The organism is Streptomyces coerulescens, assembly GCF_042657965.1.
Classification (GTDB): Bacteria; Actinomycetota; Actinomycetes; order Streptomycetales; family Streptomycetaceae; genus Streptomyces; species Streptomyces coerulescens.
Genome location: NZ_JBHSKM010000024.1, coordinates 62048 through 84539 on the forward strand (window position 1 = coordinate 62048; position 22492 = coordinate 84539).

Genomic DNA, 22492 nt, shown 5'->3' on the forward strand with positions numbered 1-22492 from the left:
TCCGGGAGAACATCGCTTCGATCGCTAGACTCCCGCCGGTCCCGAACAGTTGCACGTCCGGTGCCCCACCCTCCCTGCTGTTCTGAACCTGGCACTGCTCGGCGCCGGCCGACCAGTGTCGGGAAAGCGCCGGGCCTGGCAGACTGTGCGCGACCTGGGGGAGATCGTCATGCCGGATGAGCTGACCGTTCGCCGGATACTCGGGGACCAGCCGTTCGCCGAGATCGGCCGGCCCGTGTGGGCGGTGACGGATGCGCGTCATGGCTGTGTCATCGCGGCCGGTGACCTCGGGCACGTCATGTGGCGCGGTACGGGGCAGTGGCTGGGCCATCGGATCGGCGTGTACGAGGCCGGCACCCTCCGTCCGCGCCACGTCGTCGCCTCCCGCTACTCCGTATGCGCAGTTGAGCCTCACCCCGAGCTACCGCTCGTCGCCGTCGGCACCGGCCGCTACGACGGCTCGTGGGACTTCGAGGGCCAACTGCTCCTGCTGCACCTGGAGACCGGGTGCGTGACGAACCTGCTGAGCAAGAGCCGCCAAGTGCGCCACCTGCGCTGGCTGGAGGACGGCAGGCTCGCGATGCTGCTCTCCCCCGAGGACAAGGACGGCGGCTTCCGCAAGGGTTTCGAGTTGGCCGTCGCGGTGGACGACTGGCTGTCCGCTCCGGCCGGTCTGGTCGACCCCGACGAGGCACGCCATCCGATGGTCGAGAGCGGGCTTCTGTACGACCCTCATGTGCAGGACACCCTCGCGCGGCTGACCGACGGCCGGTGGCGGCGACGGGCGGAGGTGCGGGACCTTGCGGTGCCGGCCGACGGCCGGGTGCTCGCCACCGGGCGGCACACGGACCTCGAATGCTGGGATCCGTCGGGCACGCTGAGGTGGACTCTTCCCGCCGACGGGGAGGGGAGTGTCCGGGTCGAGGCGGCGCCTGACGGCGAGTCGGCGTGGGTGACGTATCAAGGCTACCGGCGCGATGAGGTGACGGGACGACTGGTCGACCGCGCGGCCACAGTTCAGCGGATGTCGACGGCGGACGGCGGTGTGGTGGACAGCGTGGACGTGCCGCCGGCCCCCGCACTGTGCGCCGCGGACGAAGGCTGGCTCGCCCTGCGCCCGCGAGGGCGCGACGCCCATGCCACGCTGCTGTTCGCTCCGACGCACCAGGAGGCAGCACGCCTTCACCTTGCTCCCAGCCGCTCCAACTCCCCGGCGCTGCGCGTCAGACACAGCGCCCGTCTGCTGTACGTGGACGGACCCGGCCCGGACGACGACTCGCCGTGGATCCACACCATCGATCCTCCCGACGCCCACGGCCACGCCACCCCGCGCCCCCTCTTTCCCCTGCGCTGGGACCCGGCGTCCACACTCCAGCCCTGGTACGGTCCCGCCGTCGAGCTGACGGACACCCTCATCCACGCCGGCCGGTCCTACGAACCGGGCGCCACCTACGCGGAGGGCCGCGAGGGCACGTACGTCGTGAGCCGGCGACTGCCGGACGGAGAGGCACGCTGGGTGCACAGCACCGACAAGCCGCTCGCCGATCTCGACGGCGACGAGCGGAGGATGTACGTCGTGTATCTCACCGGTGAGGTGGAGATCCTGGACTCGGCGACGGGCGAGGTGCGAGCCCGGCACACCCTGGGCGCGCACGGCCACCCGGTCACGCCGTTGTCCGCCGTGTTCCGGGCTGGGCAACAGCGGCTGATCGTGGGGACGATGGACGGGCGGATCCTGGACTGCTCGGTCCCGGGTTGACCGGGTCGATGGAAACCGCCCGCCACGGAGATCGATGCGCGGGTGCGGGCGACGAACTGAAGCGTGCGGCCGAGCTGTTGCCGCTGGAGCGGCCGTATCCGGTGGAGGACGAGGTCCTCACACACCGGCGGGCCCAGAGGCAGCCTTGCGCCCTCAAACGGGGCTGCTGCAACCGCTGCCCGGCGTCAACTGGGGCTGTCCTTCTCAGGATCCGCTCTTCAAGCGGCTTCGATCACCGCGCCGCGAATGGCGGCGGCCCACTCGACCACCAACAACTCGTACTCCGCGCGTTCTTGAGCGGACAACGAGCCGCCCGCGCGCAGCCACAGGGCACGAATGGCCTCGTTCACCTCGGTGGCAGACCGCACGGAACCAGGGCCTAAGGAATCGGGGGACATGCCGACAAGCCTAGGGGCAAGAACTGACGGTGCGCTACCGAACGGCTACGCGCAACGTATGTGATTGGTCACGGATTTCGGTCGGACCTTCGCTACTGACCAGTGAGTCAGCAAATCGTGGATCGGAAAGCGGGCCGGAACGACGGCTCAAGTCGCGGACCGGGACTCAGTCCGTCCAGACGACCATGCAGCGTCCTTGCCGCGCCGCCCCGTCGTAGAACTCCCGCATCGCCGCGAAGTGGTGGGTGAGATAAGCCCGTACATCACCGTTGAATCCCGGCCCGAATCCACACGCGGCGGCCGCCTCCTCGGTGGTGGGCGGCAGATCCGAGAGGACACCGTCGAGGTCGACGGAGGCCAGGGCGTGGGCGACGGCCGCGACGGCGGTGGTGGTGAGGAGTTGCGGAGGGCCGTCGAAGCCGTCGTACACCTCGGCATGATCGAGGAAGCCGATGTCTGCGCCCGGGTCCCCGGAGACCGCCCGGTCGAGCAGTGCGATCAGGTCCCCGGCGGCGTGCGTCGCGCGGCAGTGGTGGATGAGGCCCCAGATCGCCCAGTCCGTGTCGAGGAGGTCCTCGGGGGGCGGGTCCCAATCGGGCGTCGCCCCCGGTGACTCGGCCGCCGCCGTACGGCACCGTTCCAGGTACTCCGCGGTCACACGCGCGAACCGCTGGGTCAGAGCCACGGTGGTGCGGGGCTGGGTCAGCCCGCCGACTCCGCCGCGTGCGGGCTCAGTACTCCCGCCGTCACCAGGACGATGATGACGATGCCGAGGGCGATGCGGTACCAGACGAACGGCATGAAGCTCTTGGTGGAGATGTACTTCATGAACCAGGCGATGACCGCGTAGCCGGTCGCGAAGGCGATGATCGTGGCGAAGATCGTCGGGCCCCAGGAGACATGGTCGCTCTCCATCGCGTCCTTGAGCTCGAACAGGCCGGAGGCGAGCACCGCCGGGATCGCGAGCAGGAAGGAGTAGCGGGCCGCGGCCTCGCGCTGGTAGCCCATGAAGAGGCCGCCGCTGATGGTCGCGCCGGAGCGGGAGACGCCGGGGATCAGGGCCGCGGACTGGCACAGGCCGAAGATCAGGCCGTCCTTCACGTTCAGGCTCTCCAGCGACTTGCGCTGCTTGGCCGCGCGGTGCCGCCCGCCCGTCTCGTCACGCGCCGCCAGCCGGTCGGCGACACCGATGATGATGCCGACGACGATCAGCATCGTCGCGGTGATCCGCAGGTCCCGGAAGGGCCCCTCGATCTGGTCCTTGAGCGTCAGGCCGAGCACGCCGATCGGGATCGAGCCGACGATCACCAGCCAGCCCATCTGGGCGTCGTGGTCCTGGCGCATCTCCTTGTTGGTCAGCGACCGCAGCCACGCCGAGATGATCCGCCCGATGTCCTTGCGGAAGTAGATCAGCACCGCGGCCTCGGTGCCGATCTGCGTGATCGCCGTGAAGGCCGCACCGGGGTCCTCCCAGCCCGAGAACGCCGCGGTCAGCCGCAGATGCGCGCTGGAGGACACGGGGAGGAACTCGGTCAGCCCCTGGACGAGTCCGAGGATGAGTGATTCGAACCAAGACATGAAGTTACGGAGTCCAAGTGCTGATCGTGGAAGGGGCGATGGGGGACACGCGTCGGCGGCGCAGTGATCGCGAGTGTCGAGGGGCAGCGTAGCGCCCCGTGATGACAGCTCCGGCACAGGGGCCCGGGCGGGCGCTCGGCACCTGTGCGTAAACCGGTGTTGACCTGCTGCGGGGCCGCGCCTTACTTTGCAGCGAGCGGAAAGCGCTTGCTGCACCATGTCGCATCCCTGCCGCATCCCTGTTGTCTTCCTGCAGCACGCGAAGCCGCCCCCCGCCCCCCGTCGTCTGCCGTCCGTCGTCCCGGAGGAGTCCGATCCCGCCATGGCCGCATCCGAGGTCCCCTCCGTCTCCGGCACGCACCGGCCCCGCCCCACGCCGCTCGGCGGTCGCCGCGTCAGGGTCGCCGTGATCGGCACCGGTGCCATCGCACGGGACTCGCACCTCCCGGCGCTCGTCAGGCTGGCCGAGGAGGGCGAGACGGAGCTCGTCGCCGCCGTCGACATCGACGCGGCCTCGGTCGAGTCGTTCCGTGCCGTCGCGGGCGGAGACCTCCACGGCTACACCGATCCGGACCGGATGCTCCAGGAGCAGCGGCCCGACCTGGTCGTCATCTGCACCCCGCCCACGCTCCACCGGGACCAGACCGTCGCCGCCCTGCGCGCCGGCGCCTGGGTGTGGTGCGAGAAACCTCCGGTGCCGAGCCTCGCCGACTTCGACGCCGTCGAGGCCGAGGAGGGCCGGGACGGCGGTCCCTACGCCTCGATCGTCTTCCAGCACCGCTTCGGATCCGGTACCCGGCACGTACGGCGCCTGCTGGCCGAGCGGGCCATGGGCCGTCCGCTGGTCGCGCACTGCCAGACCACCTGGTACCGCGACGCCGCGTACTACGCCGTGCCCTGGCGCGGCCGCTGGGGAACCGAGGGCGGAGGCCCCGCGATGGGCCACGGCATCCATCAGATGGATCTGCTGCTCGACCTGCTCGGACCGTGGAGCGAGGTACGCGCCATGGCCGGGCGTCTGGTGCACGACGTGGAGACGGAGGACGTCTCGACCGCCCTAGTGCGGTTCGCGAACGGCGCGATGGCGACCGTGGTGAACAGTGTCCTGAGTCCCGACGAGGTCAGCCGCATCCGCATCGACTGCGAACGCGCCACCGTGGAACTGACCCATCTTTACGGCCATCGCAACGACGACTGGCGCATCACGCCGGCCCGCGACGTACCGGACGCCGAGGCCGCCACCTGGCAGGACTTCGGCGCGGACGTGCCCAGTTCGCATCTGGAGCAGCTGCGGGAACTGGTAGCGAGCATGCGCGCCGGGCGGCGGCCGCGCAGCAGCGGCGCGGACGGGCGGACGAGCCTGGAGCTGATCGCCGCCCTGTACAAGTCGGCGTTCACGGACGCGACGGTGCGGGCGGGCGAGATCGGCCCCGGCGACCCCTTCCATACGGCGATGCACGGAGGTGCGGCGGGCTGGGCGCCCATGCCCGAGGAAGAGGCGGTCGCGTGACCGGGCCGCGCATCCTCCACTCCTACGGCGACCGCATCACCGTCACCGATCCGGTCACCGGCGTCGAGCTGCTCGCCTACGTCCACCGCGCGGAGGCCGCGTGGGAGGCGCCGAAGCCGTACCTCCACCCGCTGCGGACCCTGGCCGGCGACGTCGTCACCGACTACCGGCCCCATGACCACCGCTGGCACAAGGGCCTGTCGCTGACGGCGTCGCATCTGTCGGGGGCGAACCTGTGGGGCGGCAACAGCTACGTCCACGGGCAGGGGTATCTCGAACTCCCCGAGCGGGTCGGGTCGATGGCCCACGCCGGATTCGACGAGGTCTCCTCGGTGGACGGCCGGGTCGTCATCGCCGAGCGACTGACCTGGCATCCCCATGGCGGCGAGCTGTGGGCGGACGAACGGCGCCGGATCGAGGTGCACGACGTCGAACCGGAGTCCGGCTCATGGGCCCTGACCTGGTCCACCGCCGTGACGAACCGGCGTGACGAGCCGCTGCGGTTCGGCAGCCCCACGACCGCCGGGCGGGAGATGGCCGGTTACACGGGCCTGTTCTGGCGCGGCCCGCGCGCCTTCCGGGGCGGCCGGATCATCGCCCCGGAGGGTGAGGGCCCCGGTTTGATGGGCGGTCAGGCGCCCTGGCTGGCGTACTCCGGCGAGCACGACGGCACCGACGGCCACGCGACCCTCGTCTTCGCGCACGCCCCCGAGAACGATCATGCGGGCGAGCGGGGCGCCCACCCCGCCCACTGGTTCGTACGCGACGAGCCGTTCGCCGGTGTGGCCCCGTCCTGGGCGTTCCACGACGAACTGGAACTGGCGCCGGGCGACACCCTCACGCGGCGCTATCGGGTCGTCGTGGCCGACGGGGCGTGGGAGCGCGAGGAGATCACCAAGTACCTGGAGACACATCCCTGGTGACTGAGTACGGCCGCCCGCCGGGCTGAGAACGGTTGCCCGCCCGGCTGAGTACGGCCGCCCGGGGGGGGTGGTCGCCTCACGCCGCCGTCGGGCCCGTCACCGACCAGCCGGGTGCCTGCGGATGGGCCGTGAGGTCCTCGTGGCGGACCGGGTCGCCGCAGGCCCGGCAGGTGACGACCGGAACCAGTTCGCTGCCGCAGACGTGCTCGATCACCATGGGTCGGTCGTCGTCCTGGCGCAGATGGCGGTCGCCCCACGCCATCAGGGTCATCAGGACCGGCTCCAGCTCCAGCCCGGCCTGCGTGGGCCGGTACTCGAACCGCTGTGGGCGCTCGCTGTAGGCCCGCTTCGTGAGGATCCCGGCGTCGACGAGGAGGCGCAGCCGGGTGGCCAGGATGTCGCGCGGGGCGCCGATGTTGCGCACGAGCCGGTCGAAGCGGCCGTTGCCCAGGCACACCTCGCGCAGCACGAGCAGGGAGTACTTCTCGCCGACGAGGGCCAGGGCGTCTGCGATGGAACAGGGGCGCGGGTCTTTGGTGGCGGCCATGCCGCTCAGTCTAAGGGGCGGGTTCGGCTTTCCAACTGTATGGGTTTGATTTTCCAACCCTGCGAGTTATGGTGAGTTCGGATTTCCTACTCACCGGTAATCGCGCCGGTCACCACACCGGCCCACGCGCTGATCACCGCCCGGCGGCCAAGGAGGCCCGCACCATGCGTGACGCAGTCATCGTCGAAGCCGTACGCACTCCCATAGGCAAGGGCAAGCCGAACGGCTCCCTGGCGCACGTCCACCCCGTCCAGCTCCTCGCCCACACCCTGCGCACCCTCGTCGAGCGTTCGGGCGTCGACCCGGCGCTGATCGACGACGTCATCGGCGGCACCGTCGACCAGGTCGGCGAGCAGGCCATGAACACCACCCGCTACGCCGCCCTGTCCGCGGGCTTCCCGGAGGCCGTCCCGGCGACCACCGTGGACCGCCAGTGCGGCTCCTCCCAGCAGGCCGTCCACTTCGCCGCGCAGGGCGTGATCGCGGGTGCGTACGACATGGTCGTCGCATGCGGCGTCGAGTCGATGAGCCGTGTGCCCATGTGGTCGAACGTGCCGCCCGGCAAGGACCCCTTCGGACCCGGCATCGCCGAGCGCTACCCGGAGGGCCTCGTCCCGCAGGGCATCAGCGCCGAGCTGATCTCCGCGAAGTGGTCGATCACCCGCGAGCAGATGGACGAGTTCGCCGTCTCCTCGCACCTCAAGGCGGCCACCGCCTGGGAGCAGGGCCTGTTCGACGCCGAGACAGCCCCCCTGGACGGCGTCTCACGCGACGAGTGCGTACGGCCGGGCAGCACCACCGAGATCCTCGGCGGCCTGAAGCCCGCCTACTACGACCCGGCGTTCGCCGAGCGTTTCCCGCAGATCGAGTGGAACGTCACCGCGGGCAACGCCAGCCCCATCAACGACGGCGCCTCCGCCGTCCTCATCACCTCCGGCGACACGGCGGCCAGGCTCGGCCTGCGCCCCCTCGCCCGGCTGCACAGCTTCGCCGTCACCGGTTCCGACCCGCTGCTGATGCTCACCGGAGTCATCCCGGCGACCGAGAAGGTGCTGCGCAGGGCGTCGCTGTCCCTCGCTGACATCGATCTGTTCGAGGTCAACGAGGCGTTCTCCAGCGTGGTGCTCGCCTGGCAGCAGGAGACCGGCGCCGACCTCGCCAAGGTCAATGTGCACGGCGGCGCGATCGCCCTCGGCCATCCGCTCGGCGCGAGCGGCACCCGGCTGACGACGACCCTGGTCCACGCGATGCGCGAGCGCGGCGCCCGCTACGCGCTGCAGACCATGTGCGAGGCGGGCGGGCTCGCCAACGCGATGATCGTCGAGTCGGTCTGACAGCCGGATCGCTGACAAACGGATCTCTGACAAACGGATCTCTGACAAACGGATCTCTGACAAACGGATCTCTGACAGCCAGGTCGCTGACAAGTCGGGAGACGGCTCAGCGGCGGCGCAGGTGGTGGCGCTTGCGCCAGGCCACCACCGCGCCCGCGAGCGCGGGCAGCGCGATCGCGGCCACCGCGATCAGGAACACCGGGGACGTCGGCTGCGAGGCCCGGGCACCTGCGACGACGTACGCGCCGATGTTGGGGATCGAACCGAGCGCCGTGGCCAGCAGGAACGGGACGTAGCCCATCCGGGAGACGGCGGCGGCGTAGTTGGCGGCCCAGAACGGCACACCCGGGAACAGTCGCACCGCCAGCATCGAGCGGAAGCCGTGCTTGCTGAACTGGTTGTCCGCCGCCTTCAGCAGCCGGCCGCGCAGCAGCGGACGCAGGGCGTCCTGGCCGAGCATCCGGCCGAGCGCGAAGGAGATTCCGGCGCCGAGTACGGTGCCGGCCATGGCGGCGCCCATGCCCAGCGCCGAGCCGAAGAGCGCGCCCGCCGCGAGGTTCAGCAGCGGCCGCGGCACGAACGCCACGGTGATGAGCCCGTACCCCACGGCGAACAGCACCACCGCGACCGGGCCGCCGACCTGGGGCGGCCAGCCGTGCGCGAGGAGCTTGTGCGGCTCGAAGAGCAGCACGGACGCGGCGGCGGCCGCGAGCAGCACCAGGAGCAGGGACAGCCGTGACCAGGGCGAGAGCAGCACTCTCCCGCACCGCGCGGCGAAGCCCATGGGTACGGTCGCCGGTACGGGCGCGGTGACGGCGAGTTCGGTGGCGACGGCCTGCGGCGAGGCGGTGGCGGTGCCCCCAGAGCGGGTGGTGGCATCGTCGAGCATTCGGCGACAGTAACCGACGAAGATGTTTGATCGCCGTATGGTTCGTCTCATGGGCGTCACAGGTACGGGAACACTGGAAGTTCCGAGCAGTGCCCTGGCCGACACGGTGCTGGCGCGGCTCCTCCCCGCGTACGCCGAGGCGGCCGACCCGGAACGTGCCGTGGCCATGCGGGCGTACATGAAGGACGTCGCCCCCTTCCTCGGCCTCACGACGCCGGTGCGCCGCGCCCTGACCCGCACCGTTCTCCAGGGCACAGCCCGCCCCGACGAGGCCGACTGCGTCGCGGTCGCCCTGCGGTGCTGGGAGCTGCCCGAGCGTGAGTACCACTACTTCGCCGTCGACTATCTGCGCCGGCACGTGGCGCGCTGCTCCTCCGGTCTCCTCCCGGTCGCCCGGCACCTGATCGCGACCGTCTCCTGGTGGGACACCGTCGACCTGCTCGCCGCCCATGTCGTCGGCGGACTCGTCACCGCCGACCCGAAGCTGACGGCGGACATGGACGTCTGGATCACGGACGACGACCTGTGGGTCGCGCGTACGGCCCTGCTCCACCAGTTGCGCTACAAGGAACGCACCGATACCGACCGGCTCTTCGCCTACTGCCTGCGCCAGTCCGGCCACACCGACTTCTTCATCCGCAAGGCCATCGGCTGGTGCCTGCGCGAGTACGCCAAGACCGACCCGGAGGCCGTACGGGAGTTCCTGGCCCGGGAACGCGGCCGCTTCGCACCGCTGTCGGTGCGGGAGGCACTGAAGAACATCGGGGCGTAGGCCGCGAACTCCCCATCCGCGGAAAACCATTCGACGTCGGGCACCGCGTCGACGATGATCGACGTCATGTTCCGGCACGCCTTCGTCCTTGCAGCATCCGCAGTCGCGGATGCTCCGAAGGCTGCCGTTCCGGTCCTCCTGACCACAGTCGACGGCGCCCGAAGCTGACCCTCTCCGGACAGTCCGGCGGACCCCGCAGGGGGCGGGTCGGCAAGTCCTTGGGGTCCCCTCTCCTTCGCGGAGACTTCTGCAGAGACTTCGAGGTACAGCCATGTCCAAGACGGCATACGTGCGCACCAAGCCGCATCTCAACATCGGCACCATGGGCCATGTCGACCACGGCAAGACCACCCTGACCGCCGCCATCACCAAGGTCCTCGCCGAGCGCGGCTCCGGCACCTTCGTGCCCTTCGACCGCATCGACCGGGCGCCGGAGGAGGCCGCGCGCGGCATCACCATCAACATCGCGCACGTCGAGTACGAGACCGACACCCGTCATTACGCGCATGTCGACATGCCGGGCCACGCCGACTACGTCAAGAACATGGTCACCGGCGCCGCGCAGCTGGACGGGGCGATCCTCGTCGTGTCCGCGCTCGACGGGATCATGCCGCAGACCGCCGAACACGTCCTGCTCGCCCGCCAGGTGGGCGTCGACCACATCGTCGTCGCCCTCAACAAGGCCGACGCGGGCGACGAGGAGCTCATCGACCTCGTCGAGCTGGAGGTCCGCGACCTGCTCTCGCAGCACGGCTACGGCGGCGACGCCGCGCCCGTCGTGCGGGTCTCGGGACTGAAGGCACTGGAGGGCGACCCCCAGTGGACGGCGTCCATCGAGGCGCTGCTCGACGCGGTGGACACCTACGTCCCGATGCCGGAGCGGTACGTGGACGCCCCGTTCCTGCTGTCCGTCGAGAACGTGCTCACCATCACCGGCCGGGGGACCGTGGTCACCGGGGCCGTCGAGCGGGGCACCGTGCGGGTGGGCGACCGGGTCGAAGTACTCGGCGCCGGGCTGGAGACCGTGGTCACCGGCCTGGAGACCTTCGGCAAGCCGATGGACGACGCGCAGGCCGGGGACAACGTGGCACTGCTGCTGCGTGGCGTGCCGCGGGACGCCGTCCGGCGGGGGCATGTGGTCGCGGCGCCGGGGAGTGTGGTGCCTCGGCGTCGGTTCACGGCGCAGGTGTATGTGCTCTCGGCCCGTGAAGGTGGGCGTACGACTGCTGTCGTCACGGGGTACCGGCCGCAGTTCTACATCCGTACGGCGGATGTGGTGGGCGACATCGACCTCGGTGAGGTGGGGGTCGCCCGGCCCGGGGAGACGGTCACGATGACCGTCGAGCTGGGGCGGGAGGTTCCCCTGGAGCCGGGGCTCGGGTTCGCCATTCGCGAGGGTGGCCGGACCGTGGGAGCGGGGACCGTGACCGCCGTCTCGTAAGGGGTGGTGCCGGTGCGTGGGGGACTGCGGGGCCGCTGGGGCCGGTCGCGCAGTTCCCCGCGCCCCCGAGGCCGGCACTCTCACCGACAATGGAGGAGTGAACGAGTCGATACCCGTCGCCCGGACCACCGACCACGGCTTCACCAAGCTCATGCCCGACGTCGATCGGAAGCGGGCCTGGTTGCTGACCGTCGACGGGGCGCCCCAGTCGTACGTCGATCTCGACGATCCGGAGTATCTGGAGTTCGAGTACGCCCGTCGGCTGGGGCACGTCCTGGACACCGTCGCGGAGGCCGGGCGGGCGCTGGACGTGCTGCATCTCGGGGGCGGGGCGCTCACCCTGCCCCGGTATGTGGCGGCCACCCGGCCCGGCTCCCGGCAGGATGTCGTGGAGGCCGATCGGGGGCTGCTGGAGCTGGTCGTCGAGAATCTGCCGCTGCCCGCGGGGGCCGGGATCGCGCTGCACGCCGCCGACGCGCGGGCGTGGCTGGAGGCGGCTCCCGCGGACTCGGCGGACGTCCTGGTCGCCGATGTGTTCGGTGGCTCCCGGGTGCCCGCGCAGCTGACGTCCGTCGAGTACGCCGGGCAGGCCGCGCGGGTGCTCAGGGGCGACGGGGTCTACCTGGCCAATCTCGCCGATGCCGCGCCGTTCGCCTTCCTGCGGTCCCAACTCGCCAACTTCGCCGCCGTGTTCGAGGAGCTGGCGCTGATCGCCGAGCCGGGTGTGCTGCGCGGACGGCGGTTCGGGAACGCGGTGCTGCTCGCCGCGAACGGACCCCTCGACACGGCCGCCCTCGCCCGGCGCACCGCCTCCGACGCCTTTCCGGCCCGCGTCGAACACGGGCCCGCCCTGCGGGAGTTCATCGGCGGTGCGCGGCCGGTGCGCGACGAGGACGCGGTGCCGTCACCCGAGCCCCCCGACGGCGCTTTCGGCATCGGCTGAACCGACCGGCTCGCTCGCGGAGACCTGCTTGGTACGACGCCGGAGGTCGCGCACGTCCGGTACGCACAGCACCGCCGCCGTGACGACGACCACCAGTGCGGCGCAGCCCCACAGCGCCGACGTGCGCCCGAACGCCGACTCCGCAGGGCCCGCCAGAGCCGTCGCCAGCGGCACCAGAGCGACCGAGCCGAACCAGTCGTAGGCGGCGACCCGGGAGAGCTTGTCCTCCGGTATCTCCTGGTGGAGCGCGGTCATCCAGGAGACACCGAACACCTCCAGCGTCACCCCGGTCAGGAACATCACCGCGCAGAGCACCGCGATCGGCACCGGTACCGCGAGCGCGGCGGAGGGCAGGGCGAGCGGGAAGACGCACAAGGTGCCGGCGAGCAGGAGGCGGCGCGGCTGCCAGCGGGTCATCAGCAGGGCGCCCGCGACGGTGCCCGCCCCGAAGAAGCCGAGGGCGATGCCCCAGGGACCCGCCCCGCCCAGATGATCCCGGGCGACCAAAGGGCCGTAGACGGCGTCGGCCGCTCCCACGACCGCGTTCGCGAGGGAGAACTGGACGACGATGCCCCACAGCCACGGCCGTCCGGCGAACTCCCGCCAGCCCTCGCGCAGATCGGCGAGCATGCCGCCGTTCCGCACCCGCTGCGGTAGGTGACCGACGTCGAGGAACGCCCGCATCGACCCGGCGACCGCGAAGGCCGCCGCGTCCGCGGCCAGCACCCAGCCGGGCCCGATCGCGGCGACCATGGCACCGCCCAGCGCGGCGCCGCCCACCGCCGCGCCCTGCATCGCCATCCGGAACACGGCGAACGCCCGGCTCGCCTGCTCGCCCTCGACCGACGACAGCAGCATGCCCTCGGCCGCCGGGCTGAAGAACGCCTGGCCGGTGCCGCCGAGGGCGGTCAGCAGCATCATCTGCCACAGTTCGGCCCGGCCGGACAGAGCCAGCACGGCGAAAGCGGCCTGTGAGACACAGTTGAGGGCGTTGGCCGCGACCATCACCCGGTGCCGGGGGAGACGGTCCGCGACGGCGCCGCCGATCAGCAGGAACAGCACCAGCGGCAGGGTGCGCGCGGCGGCCACCAGGCCCACGTCGCCGCCGTCGCCGCCGGCCTCCAGGACCGCGAACGCCGCGGCGATCAGCGCGCCGTGACTGCCGAGGTTCGTGACGAACGCGGCGGCGGTCAGCAGGCTGTAGTTGCGGCCCGCCCAGGCGGGACGGCGGGGGCGGTGGCGGAGGTCGACGGGGGAGGTCACCGGCAGACTATCCCCGCCGCGGCCTCGATTTGCCAAGCGGACCGCAGGTCAGGGGCGCGATGAGCCCCGCTCGTGCCGCCTCTGCCCAGGTCCGCTCGGCGCGGCCGGGCCGCTCCCGGATACGACCCTCGTCACATCGTGCTCAGCCTGTTCCCAAATTCCTACTCATGGGTAACATGACCGCCATGAGCGCAGACCAGATGTCCATCGGCGAGATGCTCGCCGCGACCGTGCCGATGGCGCGGACCCTGAACCTCCAGTTCCTGGAGACCACGCCGGACAAGGCCGTGGTGGCCCTGCCGGACCAGAGCGAGTACCACAACCACGTCGGTGGGCCGCACGCCGGCGCGATGTTCACGCTCGGCGAGTCCGCCAGTGGCGCGATCGTGCTGGCCGCGTTCGGCGACCAGCTCTCGCGCGCCGTGCCGCTGGCCGTCCGCGCCGACATCGCCTACAAGAAGCTCGCCATGGGTGCCGTCACCGCCACCGCGACGCTCGGTCGCCCGGCCGCCGAGGTCGTCGCGCAGCTGGACGCGGGGGAGCGCCCCGAGTTCCCGGTGACGATCGAGATCCGACGCGGGGACGGTGCCGTCACCGGCGAGATGACCGTCGTGTGGACTCTGCGCCCGAACAGCTGAGGTCCAGCAGTACGACAGTGAGTTCCGGCAGTACGCCGGCGAACAGGGGTCCCGTGCGGGGCCCCTGTTGTTTTGGTCGGGGCGGTGCACGGGTCCCGGGGCTCGTTGTGCGCTATGCGGAGTTGAAGATTCCGTGGACCGATGTTCTTTGAGTGCACACAACTTGACATCCAGTCCGACGGAAATGTCGAAAGCCGGTGCGGATACCGCCGGTAACTGTTTTGAATTTCTTGTTTCTTGAACATCGGTCACCGAACTTCTTGTTTCTTGTGCGTCGCTTGTGCGAAAGTGAGCGGCCCGATAGCCGGTCCCTTGGGTGACACAGCTCAGGTATGCACCAATCAGGCGCCTGCTTTCCGAAGGACGCGCATTCCCCGTGCCGTCCTGCGGCTGGGAAGGAAATGGTTCAGTGCAATCCCCCTACCCCCCACGACCGCCCTACCCGCCACGGCCCGGAACGAGTCCCGGTGAGTCCGACCGCGATCTCGTCGCGAGCCTGGGTGAGGACGGTGCCGACCCCCATGCCGTCGCGCTGCTCATGGCGCGGCACTGGCGTGCGACCTACGACTATGCGGCCATCTGCCTGGCCACCACGGAGAGTTCGGCCGCCATGGTGGCCGCCGCGGCGTTCCAACGCGTGCTGCACCGGCCGGCCGCCGACGCGCTACGACCCCAACTCCTCGTCGCCGTGCGGGACATGGTGAAGGAGTGGGCGGCCGACGACGGAATATCCGCCCTGCTGCCGGAACTCGGCAAACCGACCGGCGGGCGAGGGCTGCGTGCCGCGCGGCCCACGACGTCCGAAAGGCGGCAAATCGCCGAGCGTGCGTTCCGGTCCCTTTCGGGCGCCTCGCAATGCCTCCTCTGGCACACCGAGGTCGAAGCGGAACCGATAACCATACCCGCCGGTCTGCTGGGGGTTGACGCACCCACCGCATCGGCCGCACTGGAGGCAGTGCGCGAGCAATTCCGCCGAGGTTGTGTCCGCGCCCATGGCGAACTCGCGCCCAGCCGCGAATGCCGCTACTACAACCGCCTCCTCGATGTCCCCATTCGCCGAGGCGGCGCCCTGCTGCCCGACGTCCAGCACCATCTGATGGAGTGCCGTTACTGCCGGCACGCCGCCGAACAGCTCAGCCATTTCGAGGGCGGTCTGGAGGTGCTGCTCGCAGAGACCGTGCTCGGCTGGGGCGCCCGCCGCTACCTCGACTCCCGGCCCGCGCGCGGCGGCTCGTCACTCACCGCGTGCGACCGCCGCCGGCGGGGCGGACGCCACCGCCCGGAACGGCTCGCCCCACCCCGCGTGCGCGGCAAGGCCGTCGCCGTGGGCGTCGGTCTGACCTCCCTGGCCCTGCTGGTGACCGTGCTCACCGCCAAGGGCTGGACCGACGAGAACGGCGTGCCCGCCGCGCAGGCCACCTGGGGCGTGGCCAGTGGCAGCACCGTCGACCCGGGCGTGGTGTCCGAGCCGTCGTCCGGCGGCACACCGTCCGCCGCCTCGGCCGAGGACCCCGTGGAGATCGCCCAGGGCAGGCTCCGCAACCTCGACGGCGGACTCTGCCTCGACCTGCGCGCCGGCCAGGTCCGCACCGGAGCCCGGGCCGAACTGACGGACTGCTCGGCCGCCGCGTCCCAGCAGTGGTCGTACCGGGACGACGGCGTGCTGCGCAGCGCCCTCGACCCCACCCTCTGCCTCGACTCCGACCCCGACGAGAGCGCCGTCGTCCTGGCGAACTGCCTCGCCCACGCCGGCGAGACGCGCTACGACCTCACCCTCCACGGTGAGCTGCTGCTGCGCGGGGCCGAGCGGCTGGCGGTCGCGCGCGGCAAGGGCGTCGGCGTGGTCGTCGCCGAACGCGACGGCTCCGACGCCCAGCGCTGGATGCTCGACGGCGGCCTCTCGGACGTCGGCGAACAGGAGACACGGGACAAGGGCCTCCAGAAGGGCGGCGCAGAGGGTCGGGGCGACAAGAACAACGAGGGGGGTGAGAAGGACAGGAAGGATCCTGCACCCATCGAGCCCGACCGAGGGTCCCCGCACGACCCCCTCCCCGAACCGCCCGGCACCGAGCCTACGCAGGACGAGCCGCACCAACCCCCGCCGACGAGATACGAGACGCGGTACGTCCAGGCCGGCACCGGCACAAGCACCGGCACCGGTACAAGCACCGGCACCGGCACCGGCCCCGAGACCGCGTCCGAGACGCCCGTCGCCTCCGTCGACACCGTCGCGACCCTCCCCGCCCAAGTGACGGACACGGCGTCCACGGTCGTCGGCACAGCCGCGACGACGCTCGACACCGTCCTCCGATAGACGAGGCGCGGTGCCAGGGGCTGCTCCGCCGACGTGGACCCTGGCACCGCCTTCGCCTCCTGATGCCATTCGGCCGTTTCTCGTCCACGTCATTGACACGAGTCACCGTGCTTCATAGTTTTCCCGCCGCGCCAGTGCAGTCCCATGCTCACCAAGCGGAGGTGGACCGGTGATACGTCGAATGTCCGTCGCACTGATGGCCCTGGCGGCCGCGCTCGTCACGCCCGTGCCGGCGCAGGCCGCCGGCCCTCCCCTCGTCCGCACCGACGCCGGCTGGGTGCGAGGCGAAAGCACCGCGGAGGGACGGCAGTTCCTCGGCATCCCCTATGCGCAGCCGCCCGTCGGCGGACTGCGCTGGCGCGAGCCGCGTCCATTACAGCCCTGGCAAGGCGTGCGCGACGCCGGGGACTTCGGCAACAAGTGCGTGCAGAGCGCGAGTTGGGACCCCGGCTACGAGCGGCCGAGCCACACCGAGGACTGTCTCGACCTCAATGTGTACGTCCCCCAGGGCCCCGCCCGTCGCGCGGTCCTGGTCTGGTTCCACGGCGGCGGGCTCACCGCCGGCGCCGGTCAGGACGTCGTCCCCGACACCTTCGCGCGGCAGACCGGCACCGTCGTCGTCACCGTCAACTACCGCCTCGGCGCCATGGGCTTCCTCGCCACCGCCGGCCTCGACGGTGAGGCCCGCGACGGGGTCTCCGGCAACTTCGGCATGCTCGACCAGCAGGCCGCGCTGCGCTGGGTGCGGGCCAACATCGCACGTTTCGGCGGCGACCCGGGCCGCGTGACCGTCGCGGGCGAGTCGGCGGGCGGCCGCTCGGTCTGCACCCAGCTCGCCTCACCGACGGCGAAGGGCCTGTTCCGCGCCGGGATCATCCAGAGCGGGGCGTACGGCGACTGCGCCGCCCGCACCCACGAGACGGCCGTGGCCCAGGGCGCCGCTTTCGCCGAGAAGCTCGGCTGCACCGACCTGGCGTGTCTGCGCGCCAAGCCGGCCGCCGAGATCCTGGCCGCGCAGAATGGGCTCGACTGGGCGCCGGTGGTCGGCGGGGCCTTCCTGCCGCGGCAGCCGAGGGAGGCGTTCGCGCGAGGAGCCGCGGCCGGTGTGCCGGTCATGAACGGGGCCAATCAGGACGAGGGGCGGCTGTTCGCCTTCGGCCGCTTCGACCTGAACGGCACCCCTCTCACTGCCGACCAGTACCCGGTCGTGATGCGCACGGACTACGGCGACGAGGCGCTCGCGCGCTACCCCCTCTCGTCGTACCCCTCTCCGACCATCGCCTACGCCACCGCCCAGGGCGACCAGCTCTTCGCCTGCCCGGCCCTCCGCCTCGACGGCACGCTCGCCGGACGCGGCAAGGTCTACGCGTACGAGTTCGCCGACCGCACCTCCCCGCCCTTCGCCTCGCTGCGCAACCTCGGCACCGACTTCGACTTCGGCGCGACCCATGTCAACGAGGTGCAGTACCTCTTCAAGCACTTCGGCCTTCGGACCCCGCTGAACGCCGAGCAGCGGACGCTGGCCCGGCAGATGGTGCAGTACTGGGGCTCCTTCGTGCGGGACGGGGTCCCGCGCGCCGCGGGCCGGCCCCCGATGCCCGCCGGGCCCGGCACGGTCCTGACCCTGCGCACCTCGTCCGCCGGTGGGAACGTGCCGAGCGCCACTGTGCACGGTGAGCATCGGTGCAACCTGTGGGACGGCGAGAGCGTCACACAGAACAGGTAGGCTGCCCCGGCGCACGCTCACGGCGGAGCGTGCGCCGGGAACACAGGGTCCAGCACACGAGAGGAAGCGGCGTTGCACGTCCAGGAATGGCTCGAAACGGTGCCCCCGCTGGCGATCTATCTGCTGGTCGGCCTGGTCATCGGCCTGGAGAGCCTGGGCATCCCGCTGCCCGGCGAGATCATCCTGGTCTCCTCGGCGCTGCTGGCCTCCCAGCACGGCGACATCGACCCGTTCGTGCTCGGCGCCTGCGCCACCGCGGGCGCGATCATCGGCGACTCCATCGGATACGCCATCGGCCGCAAGGGCGGCCGCCCCCTGCTGGCCTGGCTGGGCGCCAAGTTCCCCCGGCACTTCAGCGAGGCGCACATCGCGACAGCCGAGCGCTCCTTCCAGAAGTGGGGCATGTGGGCCGTCTTCTTCGGCCGCTTCGTCGCCCTGCTGCGCATCTTCGCCGGCCCGCTCGCGGGCGTGCTGCGGATGCCGTACTGGAAGTTCCTGACCGCCAACGTCCTCGGCGGCATCGTCTGGGCGGGCGGCACGACCGCGGTCATCTACTACGTCGGTGTGGTCGCCGAGTCCTGGCTGAAGCGCTTCTCGTGGCTGGGCCTGGTGGCGGCGGTCCTGATCGGCCTGACGTCGATGCTGATCATCAAGCGCAAGGCGAAGAAGGTTCAGACGACCCACCAGGAACCGGAACCGGTCGGCGCCGGGGACTGAAGCGCGCCCCACAGGGGCGCGGGGCTGTATCGATATGCGGCTCCGCCGCGTGGGCGCGACCAGCCCCCGCTCACCCGCGGCCAGCGCAGGACCTCACGCCCCGTGCTCTTCCCGATGCGCCTTCGCCAACTCCGCATACAAGGTGCCGTTCAGCGTCACACCCTGACGCTCTTCCTCGGTCAGTTCCCGCTTCACCTTCGCCGGTACCCCCGCCACCAGCGACCCGGGCGGCACCTGCATCCCCTGCGGCACCAGAGCCTGGGCCGCGACCAGGGACCCGGCCCCGATCACCGCCCCGTTCAGCACGGTCGCCCCCATCCCGATCAGACAGTCGTCCCCGACGGTCGCCCCGTGCACCACGGCGTTGTGACCGACGGAAACCCGCTCCCCGATGGTCACCGGGAAGCCCGGATCGGCGTGCAGCGTGCAGTTGTCCTGGATGTTCGACTGGGCGCCGACGGAGATCCGCTCCACGTCACCCCGCACCACCGCGCCGTACCAGACGCTCGCTCCCGCCTCCAGCGTCACGTCCCCGATCACCGACGAGGTGGGCGCCACGAACGCGGCCTCGTCGATCTTCGGTTCCCGGCCCCCGATACCCATGACCAGCGCGCTCCGCGTCATCGCCCTCTCCTGTCACCGACGTCGTAGACGAACCGTACGCCACCCGTTGGGGCGAAGATCACAGCCCCTCGACGTCATCAGGGCGCCGCACGCTCAGTACGGTGAGCCCGTGCCCAAGCGCAAGAACACGTTCTCATCCTGGCGACGCCGACTGGCGCAGCGCGCCGTCCATGCGGGCTGGGCCTGGGCGCAGCGCACGGGTTCGGTGACGGCCGAGCACCCCGGCCGCTTCCGCTTCGGCTCGATCGGCGAGGCCACCCGCCTGGCCTTCCCGCTGGGCACGGTCTTCGGCGAACCCTGGATCCACCTCGGCTCCCACTGCATCGTCGCCGAGCAGGTGACGCTGACGGCGGGTCTGATGCCCGACCTGGACCTCGGCCCGGAGCCGATCCTGCGCATAGGGAACGGCGTCGTGCTGGGCCGCGGCAGCCATGTCATCGCCGACACGACGGTCACCATCGGCAGCGACTGCTACTTCGGGCCGTACGTCTACGTCACGTCCACGAACCACTCCTACGACGATCCCCACGAACCCATCGGCAAACAGTGGCCGCGCATGGAGCCCGTCGAAATCGGCCCCGGGTGCTGGATCGGCACCGGGGCCGTGATCCTGCCCGGCGCGCGGATCGGACGGAACGTCGTCGTGGCGGCCGGTGCGGTGGTCCGCGGCACCGTGCCCGACCATGCCGTCGTGGCGGGGGCGCCCGCCCGGGTCGTACGGCGCTGGACGCCCGACGAGGGCTGGCAGCCGCCGCTGCGCACCCCGGCGCCGGTGCCGATACCCGACGGGGTCACCCCCGAGCAGCTGCAGGCACTGGCGGAGCTGGACGAGGAGACCGCGGCGAAGCTGGCGGAGCTGGACGAGAAGGCGGCGGCCAGGCTTGCCGGGCTGGACGAGCAGGCGGCGACCAAGCTCGCCGGGCTCAAGGAAACCGGGGCCGGCCGGCTCGCCGAGGTTGACGCGGAGACCTGAGTCAGCCGGTCGCCAGCAGCAGCGTGCCCACCAGCGCGAGCCCAGCCCCCGCCGCCTGCACCGCGCGCAACCGCTCCCGCAGGATGCCGCGAGCGGCCAGGGCGGTCACGACCGGGTAGAGCGAGGCGAGTACGGCGGCCACGGTCACCGGCCCATGGTGTGCGGCGACCACATAGGTGCCGTTCGCCGCGACATCGGCGAGCCCGACGAAACCCAGCGCCGGCAGCGACCGCCAGGGGAAGCCGCCTTCGGGGAGGGCGGCGGCACCCCGCCGCGAGGAGGCGTACAGGGCGAGGCCGCCCGCGCCCACATTCACCACGCGCTGCACGAACAGGGCCAGGAACAGACCGGTGACGGTGCTCGACGCCTCCGCGATCAGCGCGAACACCGTGCCGAAGCCGAAGGCGGCGACCAGCGTGAGCAGGATCGCCTGCCGCTGAACAGGCGCGCCCCGCAACTGCGGCCCGCCCGCCAGCACGACCCCGAGTACGGCGACGGCGATGCCCGCGACCTGCATCAGCCCCGGCCGCTCGCCGAGGAAGAGACCCACCCCGACCGGGACGGCGACGCCGACGGTGCCGAGCGGGGAGACCACGCCCATCGGGCCGAGCGCGAGCGCCTTGTAGAAGCAGATCAGGGCGATCGGGCCCACCACACCGGCGGCGGCCGCGAACCACAGCTGGCCACCGGCCTCGCTCCAGGCGCCCGTGGCCACCACGATCACGCCGAGCACGCCCGCCGCGATCGCCTGCGAGACGACCACCACCGTCAATGCCGGGGTACGCCGGGTCAGCAGTCCGCCGCCGAAGTCGGCCAGGCCCCACAGCAGGCTGGTGGCCAGGGCGAAGAGTGCTGTCACGGAGGCCTCGCAGTACAGTTCGGTGCACGATCGGGTGCACCCCACCGTAGTGCAGTCGGGTAAACCCTGTCTTCCATAATATTGGACTCCGCAACGTTGGACGGAATGTGTCGGACCTCGACCTGCTGACCCAGTCCCTGGCCCGCAACGTCAAACACTGGCGCGCGGTGCGCGGCTTCACGCTGGACGTGCTCGCCGCCCGGGCGGGTGTCAGCCGCGGCATGCTCATCCAGATCGAGCAGGCCCGCACCAACCCCAGTCTCGGCACCGTGATCAAGATCGGTGACGCGCTCGGGGTCAGCATCACAACCCTGCTGGACTACGAGCAGGGGCCGAAGGTGCGGATCGTCCCGGACGACCAGGTCGTGCGGCTGTGGCACACCGAAGCGGGCAGCCACAGCCGGCTCCTCGCCGGGACGGAGGCGCCCGGCCCGCTGGAGATGTGGCACTGGCGGGTGATGCCGGGCGAGAGCAGCACCTCGGACCCGCACCCCGTCGGCACCGTCGAGATCGTCCACGTCACGGCCGGCGAACTGACCCTCACCGTCGACGGCACGGACTACCTCGTCCCGGCCGGATCGAGCGCCACCTTCGAGGCCGACGCCCCGCACACGTACGGCAATCAGGGCGACGTCCCCACCGAGTGGATGCTCGCCGTCTCGGTGCCGCCCGCCCGCTGAGACATCGCCCCGACGGCGTCGGCGGCCCTGTTAGCGTCAGCCCATGGACGCACCCATCGGACACTTCGACGACGCCACTCCCGCCCCCGACTGCCTCGACGAGCTCGTCGGCCCGGTCGCCGACGCCGTACGCCACTGGCCCGGCAGCGTCCCCGCCGACCAGATCGTCTACGTCGAGACCGATCCGCAGTGGGCCGACACGGCCGTCTTCGTCGAGCACTACGGCCGGGAACTGCTCGAACAGTCCGCGAACTGCGTGGTCGTCGCAGGCAAGCGCGGCGGCGAGACGACACTGGCCGCCTGTGTGGTGCTGTCCACCACCCGGGTCGACGTGAACGGCGTCGTACGGCGCCAACTCGGCGCCCGCAAGGCGTCGTTCGCCGCCATGGACACGGCGACCGGCGAGACCGGCATGGAGTACGGCGGCATCACCCCGCTCGGACTGCCCGGCGACTGGCCGGTGCTGGTCGACTCGGCCGTCGTCGACCTGCCCTACGTCCTGGTCGGCAGCGGACGCCGGCGCGGCAAGCTGCTGGTGCCGGGGAAGGCGTTCGCCGAGATTCCCGGGGCCGTCGTCCTGGAAGGGCTCGGCGTCGCGGTCTGA

22 protein-coding genes are annotated in these 22492 nt (G+C 71.3%); 14 read left to right on the top strand and 8 right to left on the bottom strand.

Annotated features, from left to right (window positions below; genetic code table 11):
- Positions 1-169 precede the first annotated feature (169 nt).
- On the top strand, positions 170-1759 hold the full coding sequence (locus ACFPQ9_RS29760) for a PQQ-binding-like beta-propeller repeat protein (RefSeq protein WP_380860040.1): 1590 nt from the start codon (positions 170-172) through the stop codon (positions 1757-1759).
- 218 nt (positions 1760-1977) lie between these two features.
- Here ACFPQ9_RS29760 and ACFPQ9_RS29765 read toward each other — a convergent pair whose 3' ends face one another.
- From ACFPQ9_RS29765 to ACFPQ9_RS29775, 3 genes are all read right to left on the bottom strand, one after another.
- The gene (locus tag ACFPQ9_RS29765) at positions 1978-2157 is read right to left on the bottom strand and encodes a hypothetical protein (RefSeq protein ID WP_380860043.1); all 180 of its coding nucleotides are present in this window, start codon (positions 2155-2157) and stop codon (positions 1978-1980) included.
- Positions 2158-2323: 166 nt separating this feature from the next.
- Positions 2324-2815 carry a DUF1877 family protein gene (locus ACFPQ9_RS29770; protein WP_380860046.1) on the bottom strand — a complete coding sequence of 164 codons (492 nt, stop codon included), beginning with the start codon at positions 2813-2815 and terminating at the stop codon, positions 2324-2326.
- 44 nt (positions 2816-2859) lie between these two features.
- The gene (locus ACFPQ9_RS29775) at positions 2860-3735 is read right to left on the bottom strand and encodes an undecaprenyl-diphosphate phosphatase (RefSeq protein ID WP_380860049.1); all 876 of its coding nucleotides are present in this window, start codon (positions 3733-3735) and stop codon (positions 2860-2862) included.
- Between the two features lie 322 nt (positions 3736-4057).
- Here ACFPQ9_RS29775 and ACFPQ9_RS29780 point away from each other — a divergent pair, with 322 nt between their 5' ends.
- Both ACFPQ9_RS29780 and ACFPQ9_RS29785 read left to right on the top strand, forming a co-directional pair.
- Complete coding sequence (locus ACFPQ9_RS29780) at positions 4058-5245, top strand: Gfo/Idh/MocA family protein (RefSeq protein ID WP_380860051.1); 1188 nt, start codon at positions 4058-4060, stop codon at positions 5243-5245.
- A complete protein-coding gene (locus tag ACFPQ9_RS29785) occupies positions 5242-6168 on the top strand; it encodes a DUF6807 domain-containing protein (RefSeq protein WP_380860053.1) in 927 nt (308 codons plus the stop codon). The genes ACFPQ9_RS29780 and ACFPQ9_RS29785 overlap by 4 nt, the downstream gene beginning before the upstream one ends.
- A 76-nt stretch (positions 6169-6244) precedes the next feature.
- On the opposite strand, the gene ACFPQ9_RS29790 is transcribed toward ACFPQ9_RS29785, so the two are convergent.
- Entirely contained in the window at positions 6245-6715 is a 471-nt protein-coding gene (locus tag ACFPQ9_RS29790; RefSeq protein ID WP_380860056.1) for a winged helix-turn-helix transcriptional regulator, read from the bottom strand.
- Between the two features lie 164 nt (positions 6716-6879).
- Here ACFPQ9_RS29790 and ACFPQ9_RS29795 point away from each other — a divergent pair, with 164 nt between their 5' ends.
- Complete coding sequence (locus ACFPQ9_RS29795) at positions 6880-8049, top strand: thiolase family protein (protein WP_380860059.1); 1170 nt, start codon at positions 6880-6882, stop codon at positions 8047-8049.
- Between the two features lie 106 nt (positions 8050-8155).
- On the opposite strand, the gene ACFPQ9_RS29800 is transcribed toward ACFPQ9_RS29795, so the two are convergent.
- Positions 8156-8938: a TVP38/TMEM64 family protein gene (locus ACFPQ9_RS29800; RefSeq protein ID WP_380860062.1), complete on the bottom strand. Its 783-nt coding sequence runs from the start codon at positions 8936-8938 to the stop codon at positions 8156-8158.
- A 49-nt stretch (positions 8939-8987) separates the two neighbouring features.
- Between ACFPQ9_RS29800 and ACFPQ9_RS29805 the strand changes: the two genes are divergently transcribed.
- From ACFPQ9_RS29805 to ACFPQ9_RS29815, 3 genes are all read left to right on the top strand, one after another.
- On the top strand, positions 8988-9710 hold the full coding sequence (locus ACFPQ9_RS29805) for a DNA alkylation repair protein (protein WP_380860065.1): 723 nt from the start codon (positions 8988-8990) through the stop codon (positions 9708-9710).
- A 271-nt stretch (positions 9711-9981) separates the two neighbouring features.
- A complete protein-coding gene (gene tuf / locus ACFPQ9_RS29810; RefSeq protein WP_380860068.1) occupies positions 9982-11151 on the top strand; it encodes an elongation factor Tu in 1170 nt (389 codons plus the stop codon).
- Between the two features lie 97 nt (positions 11152-11248).
- Positions 11249-12094 (top strand): spermidine synthase, encoded by an 846-nt coding sequence (locus tag ACFPQ9_RS29815; protein WP_380860071.1) that lies wholly within the window; start codon positions 11249-11251, stop codon positions 12092-12094.
- Here ACFPQ9_RS29815 and ACFPQ9_RS29820 read toward each other — a convergent pair.
- Positions 12056-13357, bottom strand: coding sequence for an MFS transporter (locus ACFPQ9_RS29820; RefSeq protein WP_380860074.1), 1302 nt, complete (start codon positions 13355-13357; stop codon positions 12056-12058). The genes ACFPQ9_RS29815 and ACFPQ9_RS29820 overlap by 39 nt on opposite strands.
- Positions 13358-13557: 200 nt before the next feature.
- On the opposite strand from ACFPQ9_RS29820, the gene ACFPQ9_RS29825 reads away from it, so the two are divergent.
- From ACFPQ9_RS29825 to ACFPQ9_RS29840, 4 genes are all read left to right on the top strand, one after another.
- Positions 13558-13995, top strand: a complete 438-nt coding sequence (locus ACFPQ9_RS29825) for a DUF4442 domain-containing protein (protein ID WP_380861308.1) — start codon at positions 13558-13560, stop codon at positions 13993-13995.
- Between the two features lie 409 nt (positions 13996-14404).
- Complete coding sequence (locus tag ACFPQ9_RS29830) at positions 14405-16309, top strand: RICIN domain-containing protein (protein WP_380860077.1); 1905 nt, start codon at positions 14405-14407, stop codon at positions 16307-16309.
- A gap of 181 nt (positions 16310-16490) precedes the next feature.
- On the top strand, positions 16491-18035 hold the full coding sequence (locus ACFPQ9_RS29835) for a carboxylesterase/lipase family protein (RefSeq protein ID WP_380860080.1): 1545 nt from the start codon (positions 16491-16493) through the stop codon (positions 18033-18035).
- A gap of 72 nt (positions 18036-18107) precedes the next feature.
- On the top strand, positions 18108-18752 hold the full coding sequence (locus tag ACFPQ9_RS29840; RefSeq protein WP_380860083.1) for a DedA family protein: 645 nt from the start codon (positions 18108-18110) through the stop codon (positions 18750-18752).
- Positions 18753-18845: 93 nt separating this feature from the next.
- Here ACFPQ9_RS29840 and ACFPQ9_RS29845 read toward each other — a convergent pair whose 3' ends face one another.
- Positions 18846-19376, bottom strand: a complete 531-nt coding sequence (locus tag ACFPQ9_RS29845) for a gamma carbonic anhydrase family protein (RefSeq protein ID WP_380860086.1) — start codon at positions 19374-19376, stop codon at positions 18846-18848.
- A 109-nt stretch (positions 19377-19485) separates the two neighbouring features.
- On the opposite strand from ACFPQ9_RS29845, the gene ACFPQ9_RS29850 reads away from it, so the two are divergent.
- On the top strand, positions 19486-20349 hold the full coding sequence (locus ACFPQ9_RS29850; protein WP_380860089.1) for an acyltransferase: 864 nt from the start codon (positions 19486-19488) through the stop codon (positions 20347-20349).
- A 1-nt stretch (position 20350) separates the two neighbouring features.
- Here ACFPQ9_RS29850 and ACFPQ9_RS29855 read toward each other — a convergent pair whose 3' ends face one another.
- Positions 20351-21208, bottom strand: coding sequence for an EamA family transporter (locus tag ACFPQ9_RS29855; RefSeq protein WP_380860092.1), 858 nt, complete (start codon positions 21206-21208; stop codon positions 20351-20353).
- Between the two features lie 107 nt (positions 21209-21315).
- Here ACFPQ9_RS29855 and ACFPQ9_RS29860 point away from each other — a divergent pair, with 107 nt between their 5' ends.
- Positions 21316-21888 (top strand): helix-turn-helix domain-containing protein, encoded by a 573-nt coding sequence (locus ACFPQ9_RS29860; protein WP_380860095.1) that lies wholly within the window; start codon positions 21316-21318, stop codon positions 21886-21888.
- A 43-nt stretch (positions 21889-21931) separates the two neighbouring features.
- On the top strand, positions 21932-22492 hold the full coding sequence (locus ACFPQ9_RS29865) for a YbaK/EbsC family protein (RefSeq protein WP_380860098.1): 561 nt from the start codon (positions 21932-21934) through the stop codon (positions 22490-22492).